Origin of the sequence: Marivita geojedonensis, assembly GCF_002115805.1 — a bacterium.
GTDB classification, from domain to species: domain Bacteria; phylum Pseudomonadota; class Alphaproteobacteria; order Rhodobacterales; family Rhodobacteraceae; genus Marivita; species Marivita geojedonensis.
The window spans coordinates 42,672-55,828 of the sequence record NZ_JFKC01000008.1 but is presented as its reverse complement, the minus strand read 5'-3'; the positions used below and the strand labels follow the sequence as shown (position 1 = coordinate 55,828).

Below are 13,157 nucleotides of genomic sequence, written 5' to 3'. Positions count from 1 at the left end.
TAGGCCGGGCGGTCAACGCAGCTGCCCGGCCAGCACATACATCATCCAAGAGAAAGAGGCCGTCATGTCCGGCTCGTCCCATACACATGTGACCGCCCCTCATGGCGGCAACCCCGTGCTGCGCGCCATAGGATGGCTCAGCCACCTGTCAGGTATCATCGCAGCCCTGCTCATACTCGCGTCGGTGGGCATCACCTGCCAGATGATCTTCATTCGGTTCATTCTGAACGGCTCGACCATATGGCAGACAGAAGGTGTGACTTACATGATGATCGCCGCAACAATGCTGGGCCTGCCTTACGTCCAGTACCTTCGCGGTCACGTGAACGTAGATCTGCTTCCGTTGATGCTCCCGGTCGGAGCGCGGAAACTCTTGGCCTTTCTGGTACTGCTGCTGACGATCGCGGTCGCCGGTGGGATGCTCTGGCACGGGTATCATTTCTGGTATGAAGCATGGGATTGGGGCGAGACATCGAACACGCCCTGGAACCCGAAACTCTGGGTGCCCTACCTTGCCCTTCCGCTGGGCTTTGGCCTTTACGCGCTGCAATTGGCTGCGGATTTCGTGGCGATGATGCTGCGGATCGAAGAACCGTTCGGCCTGGGAGCCGAAGCGACACTGACTGATATTGCGGAAAGGGCAGACTGATGGATCCGTTGACGCTTGGCTCTATCGTTGCAATCGTAACGGTTGGCGTACTCTTCTCGGGTATCTCGGTTGCTGCGGGCCTGCTGGTGGTCTCCGGTGGGTTCCTGATCGTGTTCGAAGGCTTCTCGGCGCTGAGTCTGATGCCTGAGATCTTCTTCGGCAAGCTGAACAACTTCGCTCTTTTATCGATCCCGATGTTCATCATCATGGGTGCCGCGATCGCGTCTACACGCGCCGGCGCGGACCTTTACGAAGCACTGGAACGCTGGCTGACACGGGTGCCCGGTGGTCTGGTCGTGTCCAACCTTGGGGCCTGCGCCCTGTTCTCGGCCATGTCCGGGTCAAGTCCTGCTACCTGCGCGGCGATTGGGAAAATGGGCATCCCAGAAATGCGGAAACGCGGATATCCGGATGCTGTTGCGGCCGGTTCGATCGCGGCAGGGGGAACACTGGGGATTCTGATCCCACCCTCGGTCACGATGATCGTATACGGTATCGCAACCGAAACCTCGATCGGACGCCTTTTCCTTGCAGGCGTTGTTCCGGGGCTGATGCTGGTCGGCCTGTTCATGTTGTGGTCGCTGTATTCAACGTGGAAGTCAGGCGATGCAAACGTGCTGCGCGCAACCACCTATTCGTGGCGCGAAAGGTTCGAAATCCTTCCACGCGTAATTCCTTTCATCGCGATCATCCTTGGGGTGCTCTATGCGATGTATGGGGGCATCGCGACCCCATCCGAAACTGCGGCAGTCGGGGCATTGCTTTGCCTCGTGATCGCGATGGTAATCTACAAACTCTGGAGCCCGACAAAGATCTGGGAAGTGCTGCGCGACAGCACCAAAGAGTCGGTGATGATCCTGTTCATTATCGGAGCCGCAGGCGTCTTCAGCTACATGTTGTCTTCGCTCTTCATCACGCAGTCCATTGCGGAATGGATTGGATCGCTCGACGTGAACCGCTGGGTTCTTATGGCGATGGTCAACCTGTTTCTGTTGGTGGCCGGGTTTTTCCTGCCTCCTGTCGCTGTGATCCTGATGGCCGCGCCGATCCTGTTGCCAATCATCATTACCGCCGGGTTCGATCCGATTTGGTTCGCCGTGGTTCTGACAATCAACATGGAGATCGGACTTATCTCGCCGCCGGTTGGGTTGAACCTGTATGTCATCAACGGGATCGCGCCAGACATCAAACTCAAGACGATCCTCGTCGGCTCACTTCCATACGTGGCCTGCATGGTGGTGGCTATCATTCTCCTCTGCCTCTTCCCCGGACTGGCACTGTGGCTGCCCGACATGGTCATGGGACCGGAACTGTGACTCTGTTTGCGGACCTTCTCTCGACCGTTTTTGAACGACGGTACGAGCGCTGGACCCGCAAGGGCGTCACGGATACGCGTCCTTTTGAGGAACTGACCGTCGATCTGATGGGAGCAGCGGGCGAGGTCTCGGGCGTGGCTGTCGCCCGCACCATACTGGAGCGGTTTGCTTCGGCGGATGATGCGGAAAAGCTGGCTTTCTTCCGCCACCTTGCGGAAAACATGACGATCACACCCACTGCGGTGCGCAGCGCGTTGGACGCATATGAAACCGGCCAGACGAAGAGCAGTTATCGGGCGTTCATGGCAGCGGCCGAACCGCCGCGGCAAGAAATGATCAGACGGCTCAATCAGGTCCCGGGCGCGACAAGGGCGCTTGTTGCCATGCGTGCGGACTTGCTGAGGCTTGGACGGGGTGAGGCGTCGCTTGAAGCGCTAGATCTCGACTTTCGTCATCTTTTCGCAAGCTGGTTCAATCGCGGCTTTCTTGTTCTGCGGCCGATCAACTGGGAAAGCCCCGCGCATATTCTTGAAAAGATCATCGCCTATGAGGCGGTTCATGCAATCGACAGCTGGAATGACTTGCGGCGGCGTCTGGAGCCGGCTGATCGACGGTGCTTTGCCTTTTTCCATCCTGCGATGCCGGATGAACCTCTGATTTTTGTGGAAGTTGCGCTGACAAATGGCGTGCCGGGGTCAATTCAATCGCTCCTGGCCGAGGATCGGGCCCCATTGATGGCCGAGGATGCCGATACTGCAACGTTCTATTCAATTTCCAACTGTCAGGCCGGACTTGCGAGCATTTCGTTCGGCAATTCACTTATCAAGCAGGTCGCCGCAGACCTCGCGCTTGAACTTGGTGGCCTGAAGACCTTTGTCACCTTGTCTCCAATTCCCGGATTGGCGAAGTGGCTGCAGGCTGGGCACGATTTCAATGATCCGGAGAAGCTGAGGGCTCTGGCGGCGTCTTACCTGACGGCGGCAAAACGACCTGATGGTCTGCCGCTTGATCCTGTGGCTCGGTTTCACCTTGGCAATGGTGCAGAGGTTTTCAGAATTCACGCAGATGCAGATCTGTCTGAAAAGGGGCTGAAGCAGTCCAAGGGAGTCATGGTCAATTACCTCTACGATTTGGAACGCGTGTCGCGAAACCATGAACGTTTTGCGACATCCCACGAGATCGCCATGTCATCCGAGATCCGGTCCCTCAGTGCGTCTGCGGAAAAACTCGGGATATAGGAGGAACCATGTCAAACCCACTTTTTGACAGCCTGTTCGGGGTGCATGCAGGAAAAAGAGAAACCTTCCTGTTCCTGCCGGATGGATCGGAGTGGTGTTACGATTCCTTTCTGCGCAAAGTCGCTCAATATGCACATGCCATTGCACAAATGGGTCTCTCTGCGGGCGACAGGCTTGCCGCGCAGGTCGAGAAATCACCAGAAGCACTGGCGATATACGGGGCCTGTGTCCAATCCGGTGTCGTATTTCTTCCGCTCAACACAGCTTACACTACGGATGAACTGACCTATTTCATCGATAACAGCGGTGCCAAGCTTGTGCTGTGCGACGGTGCAAAGGCAGAGGCTCTGGCTCCTGTCGCGTCGACGTTCGGAGCACGCATCGCGACCTTGAACGCAGATGGGTCAGGATCTCTCAGTGACGCAGCAGATGACATGCCTGAGGCCTTTGATACCGTTCCTCGAGACGAGGCCGATCTTGCGGCATTTCTCTATACGTCCGGGACAACGGGACGCTCAAAGGCTGCGATGCTTTCGCAGGGCAATCTGTTGTCGAATGCCCTTACTCTGATGGAAACGTGGCGGTTTACCGACCAAGACGTCCTCTTGCACGCTTTGCCGATTTTTCACACCCACGGACTCTTTGTGGCGACCAACGTGACGCTGGCAGCAGGCGGCTCGATGATCTTCCTGCCCAAATTCGATCTGGATACAATGATCGGACGCCTTCCCGATGCCACCGCGATGATGGGCGTGCCCACGTTCTATTCACGCCTGCTTGGGGATGACCGGTTCACGCGCGATCTGGTTTCGCACATGAGACTGTTCGTGTCGGGGAGTGCGCCGCTTCTGGCAGAAACGCATGTCGCCTTTGAAGAGCGCACGGGGCATCGCATCCTGGAAAGATACGGGATGACCGAAACGAACATGAACACGTCCAACCCCTATGACGGAGAGCGCCGTGCCGGGACGGTCGGGTTTCCTCTGCCAGGGATCGAGGTCAAGATCACAGATCCCGCCTCCGGTGAGGTCTTGCCTCAGGGCAGCATCGGCCAAATCGAAGTTCGTGGGCCGAACGTTTTCCAAGGCTATTGGCAGATGCCGGAAAAAACGGCAGCTGAATTGCGAAGCGACGGCTTTTTTATCACGGGGGATCTCGGGAAGTTCGACGGGGATGGGTATCTGCACATCGTCGGGCGTGACAAGGATCTTATTATCTCCGGTGGTTACAATATCTATCCCAAGGAAATTGAGCTCATCCTGGATTCTCAGCCCGGTGTTCTCGAGAGCGCGGTGGTTGGAGTTCCGCACCCCGATTTCGGCGAAACCGTTCTCGGATTGATCGTCCCGGAAAACGGTGCCAGCCCCGATCTGGACGCCATTGCAGCCGAAGCAGCAAAGCAGCTGGCGCGCTTCAAGCACCCGCGGAAACTGCTTCTGATTGACAGTCTTCCTCGAAACACGATGGGAAAGGTGCAAAAGAACGTCCTGCGTGACACCTATTCGGACATGTTCGAAGCGGCGACGTGAACTCCACTCGGCGACCGCAAACATCGACAACGCGGTCTTTGGGCATTACCCCTTAGTGCATAATTGAAGCGGCTTGGTCGCGCTGCGTGTGCGTCGGACCGCTATGGGTGCAGGCAATAAAGACAGGGCGTTCGGCTGGCCATGGATCGACGTAGCGTTGGGCAAATCATTTCGCGAATAACCGGTCCGTTCTCGATCCCTTTCCTTTTGCTTGGTCTCGTCTTTTTTGCTGCATCCCTGACGCCGTCGCTCATCCCGCGGGTACCGGCGGTTCAGGGCATTCTTGGCGGTCTGGTTACAGCGCTGGGGTATCTGACTGGGCGGGTGGTCTCATTGCTGTGGCGCGCCTTGGACATGCCTGTACTCACGGGGCGGCCCGCGCGCGCGCTGACCGGAATTGCTGCAGTCATCGTTATGGGTTTCTTCCTGTGGGTCTTCGGGTCGAGCCTGACGTGGCAGAATGACCTGCGAATGAAAATGTCGATGGAACCTGCGGACGGCCTGCACCTCTCCACGATCCTCTTTTTTGCGGTGGTGACGTTTGCTTTGTCTTACCTGATCGGGCGGGTTGTTGCGTCACTCTTCCGACTGATCCGGGCATGGTTCTATCGCGTCATGCCGCCGCGACGGGCCAATGTCCTTGGTGCGACCGCCGTTGTCTTGATCCTTCTTGTCGTCACCCGCGACGGGATTCTGGATCGGGTCGTTGCGGGTTTGGATGCAAGCTATGAAGCCGCCCAGGCTCTTTTCGAGAATGCACCGCCGCGCCCCGAGCATTCACGTATGACTGGCAGCGCGGAGTCGTTCGTCGATTGGAGCGCGATCGGGAAACCCGGACGTGATTTCATCCTGTCCGGCCCGGATGCCGAAGCGATTTCCGCGTTCACGGGAAAACCCGCTCTTGACCCTATCCGTGTCTATGTTGGCCGTGCCAACGGGGACACGCCTCAGGAGCGCGCGGAACTGGCGCTGAAAGAACTCAAGCGGCTCGGCGCGTTTGAGCGCGAGGTCCTGATCGTTGCCAGTCCGACCGGTACCGGATGGATGGACCCCGGTTCCCATGATCCTGTCGAATACATGCACAATGGCGATATCGCGACGGTTGCCGCACAGTATTCGTATCTCCAGTCACCTCTTGCGCTGATCCTCGAAACCCAAACCGGGCTCGAGCAGGCCACGGCGCTGCAGGACGTAGTACATGCCTATTGGAAAACGCTTCCAGAGGAGACGCGCCCGCGTCTTTACGCTCATGGCCTTAGTCTCGGGGCGTGGTCTTCGATGTATGCGACCAATCTCTTTCGGCTGCTTGACGATCCAATAGACGGTGCGTTTTGGGCTGGTCCGCCGTTTCCGTCAGCCTTTTGGAACTACGTCCAAAACCAAAGAAAGCCCGGCAGCCCATGGGTATTGCCTGTCGTCGGTGACGGGTCACTTGTGCGCTATGCATCCCATACCGCTGACGCTTCTGAAGCAGTCGGGGAGTGGGGCGCGATGCGGATTGCGTTTCTGCAGTATTCAAGCGACCCAATCGTGTTCTACGATCCGGCATCGCTGTGGCGTGCACCACCTTGGATGCGCGACCCCCCTGCAGACGACATGTCAGAGCATTTCGTCTTCATGCCTATTGTGACGCAGTTTCAGCTGGCTTTGGATATGGCGCTTTCATTCGGTTCTCCACCGGATCACGGGCACGCATATTTCGCGCAGGACTATATCTCTCCGTGGGTCGAGGTGACCGCGCCTTCTGGCTGGACCGAAGAGGATACGGAACGCTTAAAGACGCATTGCGACAATGGATTCCAAGCAGGATGTTCGAACGAGTTGCGCTGATCGCGTGCACCTCGCCATCATGTGAAGCGCGGACCGATCATTCTGGTCGCTCAACAAAGTGCAGAAGTGCTACATCGTGCTCGTCCAGAAAGACCAGCCCACCACCGAAACGGACGTAGCGCATGGCAGAGCGCAAGGCTTCCAGTAAGCTCCTTTCGGCGGTTTCAATTTCATCTGGGCACGCCATCAGGGTCCCGGCAAATTGCTCGGGGAAGGTGATGCGACTGTCGAATGCTTCGACTGATCCGATGAACCTGTTGCAGCCTCCGAAAAGCGAAAATCTCATTTCGCCATCGATTGCGAGCGTCGCCGGATCATCATTCGGCCACGGCACGCCGGCAACTTCGGCCACGGCCCACGAGACACCTGTGATCGAACGGTTGGGTTGCGTATCTTCCGTTCCGGTCATCACCCGCATCAAGACAATATCGAGTTCAGGTGTTTCCCCGCCCAAAGCGGGAAGAGTGGTTGTTGCCTGAAACATCTTTTTGTCTTCGGTCCAAATTTCCGCCCGAACAGCATAACGTGCGCGATCTTCGATCATGGCTGCGTCGTAGTTCAATTGAACGCTCGTCGGCACTCCGATCATCGAGAAACGCTGTGCTGACAGGAGCTTGGCACGGGCATCGGCGCGCGAGATGTCGAGCAATTGAACATCCAGTTCCGCGTCCGGCGGCAATGCCATGCGTTCCCGGTAGGACACGGTCACATTGAGCACGCCGTCATCCGCTTCGGCCCTGTCAGGGAATCCGAATGCAGACAGAACCAGTATCACTGCCAAGATCAGAGTATGCATGATGTTGACCTCATCGGTTGCCATAATGTGTCGTCTTGCGCTTTGGTTGCCTGTCTCAGGAGCAAACAAACGTGCAAGGTTCGACGAAGAGTTCCCGCAGCTTCGGCGTCTTTTCTCAGTGTATCACAAACTTCATCAATGCCAGTGCAAGCCCAACACCACCTGCGAACAACGCCCCCAGTGCTGCAGACAGATAGGCGTTGTCCAAGCGCCATCCAACCCGCGCGCCGACAAGCATCAAAAGAAGAACGCAGTAAAACTGCGAGAGCGTAACTGCCGTATGAACAGTCCAGAGTTCGAATTCTGCCGCGACGAAAAACAGTGTTGGCAGGTTCGCCGCGACCAGGGTCGTGCGTGCATGGTCCCAAGAGTGGGAAAACGACTGTCTTGTGATCCGTTCACCTTTATCGATGGCGTTGGTCATCACTTCGGCAAAGGCTTTGGCCAGGGAAATCGCCAATACCGATCCGAACAATATGGCTGCCGATGGAAGAGGCGCATCAGGATGCGCGCCCATGGCCATGAGGATCCCGAGCACGGTCACCGAGCCATAGATCATGCCGAACGAGGCCATGTCGACCCGCTGCCAAAGCCCGGTGGGTTTCGTCGCATGTCCGGCTGCCATGTGTTCCTCTCAGCGAATGTTCGGGGGAGCGAGCAGATCGGCTTTCACCTGATCTGCGCTCTGGAAGTTCTGTTATGTCCTCAGAAATTGATGACCAGGTTCACGAAACCCCCTGTCCAGTTCGGATCCGATTCAGGAGTGACGTCCTTGATACCTTGACCAGGAAAGGAAACAGAAACACCGGCGGTCAGATACGTGTTTCGATTGATAACCCGATTGTATTCAAGGAAGAGATCATCGGCGAGATGTGCATTGGTGACGCCGGTTACGACATTTGCAGTTGCACCGCTCGTATCAACGCGGGTGGCCTGTCCGAATTGAACAGGACTGCGCAACTCGTTTACGCGGATGTGCGAATACCGAAGGGTAAACGTATCCTGAACCGTCGGTTTGACCCGCAGGGCCAGCGAATGTGCGTTCACATTCGAGTTGATAAAGGTCGATGCGGACTTCGAACCGGTCGCCCAGGCGCTCGGGCTGCCCTCGTAGTATAGGGGGTCGAACCTTTCGAGTGCGGCTGTGTCCGGATCATCGCCCGAAAACGTCTGGTACCCATAGGTCAGGGTTGGCGACCACGGCAGGTTCTTGAACGCGTAGCTTGCAGTGATCCGTCCGGCCCAAGCGTCCAGATCGATCTCGTCGTTCCATTCGTAGGCAAGGTCACCCGTGAAGGTCCAATTCTCCATGGCACCTGCAAATGGGTTTGTCTTGGCGTAGAGACTGAGCGCGTTCGTGCCTTCGCGTGCGCCCGGGGTGATTGTTGGCGGCCCGTTTCCACCTGGCGCTGCCTGCGGGTAAGGTGTCTCTGAGTTCAGGACTTTGAGGTACGTCGCCCCCAGATATCCGCCGCGCGGGTCGTCATATCGGACATCAAGGCCGGCAAGTTCGTTCTTGCCGTCTGACGAAGAAAGCTCATTCGGGTCGAGGTAGAACGCCGTTCCGGTGATCCCATTGCCAGAGAGGCGTGCGATCGCGGCCATTTCCCATGCTTTTCTCGGTCCCAACTTCAATGCGCCCCGCTCGAATCCGCTGGATGCGCCATTGGCGATGAGCATACCGGTGCCGAGTTTCAGTTCTCTGGGACCGAGTGACAGATCATAGGACAACTGGCCGGCATTGCCGCGCACCGCAAGATACGCCTCTTCGAGTGTGGTCTCGCCGGTGTCTCCCGTGTCATACGCGTCTGTACCTGCTGTGTACGAGGCGACCGCAGACAGCTTGCCGTAGACAGTGGCACCCGCATCCAGCGAATACTCGAAACTGATGCCCGGCTTGACATACAGTTCCAGCCAGTTGGTATCGGGGTCATAGCCGCTTCCGGGTGCCGCAGTCTCTGCGAGGTTCCAGAACAGTTTGCGCTCAGCAACAGCGTTTATTCCGGCCTGAAGATGCCATCGCAGGGTCAGATCGCCATTTCTGTAGAAGGCTGTCGGGTCCGAGTCCTGAGCCAAGGCCGGCATGGATGTGAAACCGAATGCCAATGTGGCTGCCGTAACAAATGTGGCTGCCGTAACATACGCTGCACGGGTCGGCTTTCTCGCGATGTGTCTCTTCTTCAATGGCCTCTCCCAAGTTCTGTATTGCAGTTGCGCAAGGCAGACTGACATCCAATTTCTCGATGTACCGAGTAACCTGGTGGGCGGATTGTGAACTTTGCGAAGGCACACAAGTACGCAAACCCGAAATCCGACCAGCCGAAAAACCATTTACCGTTGGATCAATAGTTAAACGCCGGGCAGTATTTGGGAATACTGAATGTGCCCAATTTGAGCGGAAAGCCATAAAAGTGGACCCTGCCGGTACTGCTGCCAGTTTCCAAGGCGCGGCGGGTGGACTACCGAAACCTGTCTGGACTCAGGGAGGCAAGCAGATCGCGTGGCAGGTCATGTGCGCTTCCAGTGCAAACGGCACACGTGACGTCCGCCAAAGCCGGCGCAGTCTGGACCCCGTAACCGCCTTGTCCGGCCAACCAGAAGAATCCTTTTGCCAAAGGATCAAGCCCGCAGACAGGCGTTCGGTCAGAAACGAAGCTGCGCAGACCGGCCCAGCTGTGGGTCGGCCTGGTGATGGGTATATCCATCATCTCTCCGAACCGGTGAAGGCCTTCTGCAATCACCATGTCGTCCGGCCATGCATCCTGTGCATCGATCGGGTCTTCGTCTGCAGGAGAGATCATCAATCCGGTCGCCTCGGGTTTTGCGTACCAATCTTCGGCTGCGGAGGCGATCAGCGGCCAGTCCCTGTAGCTGAATTGCCTGGCATCCACGGGCATGATCACCGCCGACCGCCGCATCGGTTGAACGCCGATCGGCGGCAACCCGGCGCGCTTGGCAATGTCATCGGCCCAGGCCCCTGCGGCATTGACAACCAGCTTTGCATTTATGTCGACGTTTTGAGTGCGCACGATCCAATCAACCCCGTGCTGTTCGAGCGATTTTACGCGCGCGTCTGTCCGGATTTCGCCTCCCGTTAATTTCAGCTTTCGGACATAGCCTTGTACCAATCGGTCCACATCGATCTCGAGAGCCTGCTCCTCGTAACAGGCGGCAACGATGCGGTCCCGACGCAGGGCTGGCACTCTTTCAACCGCCTCATCGACAGAGAGGCGTACAAGACCATCGGATCCATCCAGATAGGCTTCCAACGCGGGAAGTTCAGCTTCGCCCGCTACCAGCATCTCCCCGCGCGGTGCGAGTACGCTTTCCCCTGACACCCCTCCGTTCAACGCAGGAAGCGACATCGCATTCAGTGTCCGGAGCATGGCATTGCCATAGTTGAGGATGAACACGGCTGCAGAACGCCCGGTTGAATGATAGGCAAGCTGTTTTTCCTGTTCGAGAACCGTCACACTTGCCTGATCGGACAGAGCGGCTGCGGCGCTCAATCCGGCAATCCCGCCTCCGATAACAACAATGTCTCTGGTTTCCCGCATCACGGACCCTGCGTTCCAGTAAGGAAACTTGTCAGGTTATGCTGGAGTGCATCGGACAGGTAGCCGCCTTCCTGAACATATAGCGTTGGCAGATTGAGTGAGGCTATCGCGGCGCCAATCCGGGCAAAGCCCGGCGTGGTGATGGCCAAACCCTGAAACGGATCATCTTCATGCGCGTCGAGGCCTAGCGCCACAACAAGGGCGGTGCAGCCGAAAGCGCTAATTCTTTCCAGGGCAAGATCCAGACTGGCCAAATAAGCGTCGTCCCCGGTGCCCCGTTCTAGCGGCAGGTTCAGGTTGCTGCCTGTGCCTTCGCCCGCACCCCGTTCCTGCGTGTGCCCCCAAAAGAAAGGGTAGAAGTTCTCGGGATCGGCATGGATCGATATCGTCAGGATATCAGCACGATCATAGAAGATGCCCTGGGTTCCGTTACCGTGATGCACGTCCACATCAAGGATAGCGGGACGATGACCCGCAGCACGCAAACGTTCCGCGGCAATGGCAGAGTTGTTGAGAAAGCAGAATCCGCCTGCCAAATCGGAAAAAGCGTGATGGCCGGGTGGTCGACTGAGAACGTAGGCGGCAGGCGTCCCGTCGCCGAGAGCATCGGCTCCGCTGATCGCGGATTGCGCTGACCAATACGCGGCTTCCCAAGTATGTTCGGCAATAGGGCAGGCGGCATCTGCCTGATGATATCCTGCCTGTCCTCCCGCAGATTTGGGGTAGCTGTCGAACCGGTTCGCCGGGTGGACATTCGGGATGACTTCGGCACCCGCTCCTTCGATACGTCGCCAACGGATGAAGATGTTCTTCAGAAAAGTCAGGTATTCTGCTGTGTGGATTGCGGCGATCGGGCCAATGCCTGCATCGATGGGGGATGAAAACTGACATCCGGCGGCCTCTGCGCCAGCCATGAGGCGCGCAATGCGTTCAGGCTGTTCCGGGCTTGGCTTGATTGCGCCGGCGGCCATGAAATGCTTCGGATCGTGTTTCCATTGTCTGTCGTCGAAGAAAGCTTTCATAGGTGCAATCCATTGAGCCGCGTTTTTTTGGTGTTTATCCACTTGTTCGCCGCTTTTCGGAGCAAAGCCAAGTTGTGTCTGGGAATCGTCGATGCTTGCTCGCCGGGTTTCGCTCCGATGTTTTGTTTTTCTCATTGAGACTTCGGAGGCAAAGAACTTCTGTTTTGCCGGGCATTGGCTGTAAGCTGGGCGGAGGCTGTCCGAGATCAAATGCCGGGGAGCTCGACATAGACAGCCGCGTGGTCGCTGGCATGCGGCCTGTGTTGGCCGACTCCCGGAAAATGCTCGGCCATCCGTCCGGTTGCTTCGAGCCCTAGACCTTTTCGTACGACAGTGGGTACGGCTTCCGGCCACCGTCTAGCCAAAGCAGGTGAGGCGAGCAAAGCATCCGGGCAATGATGGAAGCCAGAATGGGGATCGAAATAGGTCCAGCGGTTTGAGGCAGGAAGGCGATCCAAAAGGTTCACCGAGAACCCACCGGTAAGTGGAGAAATCGCAGACTTGTCGGGGTCTCTGTTCTCAGAGCCTTCGTTGAGATCACCCGCGATCAGCCACAGGTCCTCGTTTGGATTGGCGCAATTCTGGTCGACAATTTGTCTTGTCGCCAAGGCTTCACACCGACGTGTGATCCAGGAGAGTGCCGGGTTCGGGTAAGGTGATTTGAAATGGCAGGCGAAGATTTTAACTCCGGTGATTGTTACCAGAAGGCAGTCCCTTCGAAAGACCGGCACATCCGGTTTCACGCCTTCCATGCTCGGCAGGTTGAGATCTCTTGGCGTTAACTCCGCGTGACTTTTCACACCCTCCGCTGCGATGCGGGACAGCACAGCAACGTCCAATCCACGCCCATCGTTGCCGGGTATGCAGATCCGGTGTGGATAAGGTTTCATCCCTGCTGGCACGAGGAACCTGTCGTGAAAAAAGTTGAGCGTTTCCAGATCGAAAACCTCCTGCAAAACGAACACGTCCGCATTGACCTCGGCCATCAGTTGCGCGGTCAATCGTCGGTCAATGACGTCAAAAACCGCTGTCTCAGGGTCGTCAGAATCCCAAGCCCCGCGCAAATGCTTGGCGGGGAGGTCGTGCAATAGACGCAGGTTTTGAACGTTCAGTGTCGCGATGCGCATTGTGATCGAGCATCGCACCTCATTCGCAAGAGCGGAAGAGATGATGGAGATGCGATGTGAGACATGAAACGTCTCACCCAAGAAGAAATGCGG

The 13,157-nt window shown here is 57.1% G+C and carries 11 protein-coding genes; 5 read left to right on the top strand and 6 right to left on the bottom strand.

Annotated features, from left to right (window positions below; translation table 11 throughout):
* Positions 1 to 64: 64 nt before the first annotated feature.
* The 5 genes from MGEO_RS10590 (at position 65) to MGEO_RS10570 (ending at position 6,562) form a co-directional block, all read left to right on the top strand.
* Positions 65 to 649, top strand: coding sequence for a TRAP transporter small permease subunit (locus MGEO_RS10590; RefSeq protein ID WP_085636980.1), 585 nt, complete (start codon positions 65 to 67; stop codon positions 647 to 649).
* The gene (locus tag MGEO_RS10585) at positions 649 to 1,965 is read left to right on the top strand and encodes a TRAP transporter large permease (RefSeq protein ID WP_085636977.1); all 1,317 of its coding nucleotides are present in this window, start codon (positions 649 to 651) and stop codon (positions 1,963 to 1,965) included. The genes MGEO_RS10590 and MGEO_RS10585 overlap by 1 nt, the downstream gene beginning before the upstream one ends.
* Positions 1,962 to 3,203, top strand: coding sequence for a malonyl-CoA decarboxylase (locus tag MGEO_RS10580; RefSeq protein ID WP_085636974.1), 1,242 nt, complete (start codon positions 1,962 to 1,964; stop codon positions 3,201 to 3,203). Before MGEO_RS10585 ends, MGEO_RS10580 begins: the two co-directional genes overlap by 4 nt.
* A gap of 8 nt (positions 3,204 to 3,211) precedes the next feature.
* Positions 3,212 to 4,732, top strand: coding sequence for a malonate--CoA ligase (locus MGEO_RS10575; protein ID WP_085636971.1), 1,521 nt, complete (start codon positions 3,212 to 3,214; stop codon positions 4,730 to 4,732).
* A 141-nt stretch (positions 4,733 to 4,873) separates the two neighbouring features.
* The gene (locus tag MGEO_RS10570) at positions 4,874 to 6,562 is read left to right on the top strand and encodes an alpha/beta hydrolase (RefSeq protein ID WP_085636968.1); all 1,689 of its coding nucleotides are present in this window, start codon (positions 4,874 to 4,876) and stop codon (positions 6,560 to 6,562) included.
* A 37-nt stretch (positions 6,563 to 6,599) separates the two neighbouring features.
* On the opposite strand, the gene MGEO_RS10565 is transcribed toward MGEO_RS10570, so the two are convergent.
* From MGEO_RS10565 to MGEO_RS10540, 6 genes are all read right to left on the bottom strand, one after another.
* Positions 6,600 to 7,382 (bottom strand): YbaY family lipoprotein, encoded by a 783-nt coding sequence (locus tag MGEO_RS10565; RefSeq protein ID WP_085636965.1) that lies wholly within the window; start codon positions 7,380 to 7,382, stop codon positions 6,600 to 6,602.
* Between the two features lie 91 nt (positions 7,383 to 7,473).
* The gene (locus MGEO_RS10560) at positions 7,474 to 7,983 is read right to left on the bottom strand and encodes a hypothetical protein (protein ID WP_085636962.1); all 510 of its coding nucleotides are present in this window, start codon (positions 7,981 to 7,983) and stop codon (positions 7,474 to 7,476) included.
* 80 nt (positions 7,984 to 8,063) lie between these two features.
* A complete protein-coding gene (locus MGEO_RS10555) occupies positions 8,064 to 9,542 on the bottom strand; it encodes an alginate export family protein (RefSeq protein WP_233139819.1) in 1,479 nt (492 codons plus the stop codon).
* A 275-nt stretch (positions 9,543 to 9,817) separates the two neighbouring features.
* Complete coding sequence (locus MGEO_RS10550; protein WP_085636955.1) at positions 9,818 to 10,915, bottom strand: NAD(P)/FAD-dependent oxidoreductase; 1,098 nt, start codon at positions 10,913 to 10,915, stop codon at positions 9,818 to 9,820.
* A complete protein-coding gene (locus MGEO_RS10545) occupies positions 10,915 to 11,937 on the bottom strand; it encodes a histone deacetylase family protein (protein WP_085636952.1) in 1,023 nt (340 codons plus the stop codon). Before MGEO_RS10545 ends, MGEO_RS10550 begins: the two co-directional genes overlap by 1 nt.
* 206 nt (positions 11,938 to 12,143) lie before the next feature.
* Positions 12,144 to 13,064 (bottom strand): endonuclease/exonuclease/phosphatase family protein, encoded by a 921-nt coding sequence (locus MGEO_RS10540; protein WP_085636949.1) that lies wholly within the window; start codon positions 13,062 to 13,064, stop codon positions 12,144 to 12,146.
* Between the last annotated feature and the right edge of the window lie 93 nt (positions 13,065 to 13,157).

Excerpts from the sequence above, each read along its gene's own strand:
- MGEO_RS10590 (WP_085636980.1), top strand. The coding sequence starts at position 65 with ATGTCCGGCTCGTCCCATACACATGTGACCGCCCCTCATGGCGGCAAC.
- MGEO_RS10545 (WP_085636952.1), bottom strand. The coding sequence starts at position 11,937 with ATGAAAGCTTTCTTCGACGACAGACAATGGAAACACGATCCGAAGCAT.
- MGEO_RS10585 (WP_085636977.1), top strand. The coding sequence starts at position 649 with ATGGATCCGTTGACGCTTGGCTCTATCGTTGCAATCGTAACGGTTGGC.
- MGEO_RS10565 (WP_085636965.1), bottom strand. The coding sequence starts at position 7,382 with ATGGCAACCGATGAGGTCAACATCATGCATACTCTGATCTTGGCAGTG.
- MGEO_RS10540 (WP_085636949.1), bottom strand. The coding sequence starts at position 13,064 with ATGCGCATCGCGACACTGAACGTTCAAAACCTGCGTCTATTGCACGAC.
- MGEO_RS10570 (WP_085636968.1), top strand. The coding sequence starts at position 4,874 with ATGGATCGACGTAGCGTTGGGCAAATCATTTCGCGAATAACCGGTCCG.
- MGEO_RS10560 (WP_085636962.1), bottom strand. The coding sequence starts at position 7,983 with ATGGCAGCCGGACATGCGACGAAACCCACCGGGCTTTGGCAGCGGGTC.
- MGEO_RS10550 (WP_085636955.1), bottom strand. The coding sequence starts at position 10,915 with ATGCGGGAAACCAGAGACATTGTTGTTATCGGAGGCGGGATTGCCGGA.
- MGEO_RS10575 (WP_085636971.1), top strand. The coding sequence starts at position 3,212 with ATGTCAAACCCACTTTTTGACAGCCTGTTCGGGGTGCATGCAGGAAAA.